Origin of the sequence: Drancourtella sp. An57, from assembly GCF_002161525.1 — a bacterium.
GTDB classification, from domain to species: Bacteria; Bacillota; Clostridia; order Lachnospirales; family Lachnospiraceae; genus Sellimonas; species Sellimonas catena.
The window spans coordinates 1-676 of the sequence record NZ_NFHY01000042.1; the positions used below are offsets into that span (position 1 = coordinate 1).

Genomic DNA, 676 nt, shown 5'->3' on the forward strand with positions numbered 1-676 from the left:
ATTCCTGAGCTTCGGTGGTGTGTTTCAGCCCCGGACATTTTCGGCGCAGGACCTCTCGACTAGTGAGCTATTACGCACTCTTTCAATGGATGGCTGCTTCTAAGCCAACATCCTAGTTGTCTTCGAAATCCCACATCCTTTTCCACTTAACACACACTTTGGGACCTTAGCTGCAGGTCTGGGCTCTTTCCCTTTTGACTGCCCAACTTATCTCGTGCAGTCTGACTCCCGATAAGCATCAGCATGGCATTCGGAGTTTGATATTCTTCGGTAAGCTTTGACGCCCCCTAGGAAATTCAGTGCTCTACCTCCACCTGACTCTATCGAGGCTAGCCCTAAAGCTATTTCGAGGAGAACCAGCTATCTCCGGGTTCGATTGGAATTTCTCCCCTATCCACACCTCATCCCCACCCTTTTCAACGGATGTGGGTTCGGTCCTCCATTGCCTTTTACGGCAACTTCAACCTGGACATGGATAGATCACCCGGTTTCGGGTCTACTCTGACAGACTATGATCGCCCTCTTAAGACTTGGTTTCCCTTCGGCTCCGGACCTTGAGTCCTTAACCTCGCCTGCCAGCGTAACTCGCCGGACCGTTCTACAAAAAGTACGCGGTTGAACATTTCTCGTTCTTCCACAGCTTGTAAACACAGGGTTTCAGGTTCTCTTTCACTCC

1 rRNA gene is annotated in these 676 nt (G+C 50.4%); it reads right to left on the reverse strand.

Features of this window, described 5'->3' with window-relative positions:
- Nucleotides 1-676 (reverse strand): 23S ribosomal RNA (locus tag B5G11_RS16090); the annotation flags it as partial.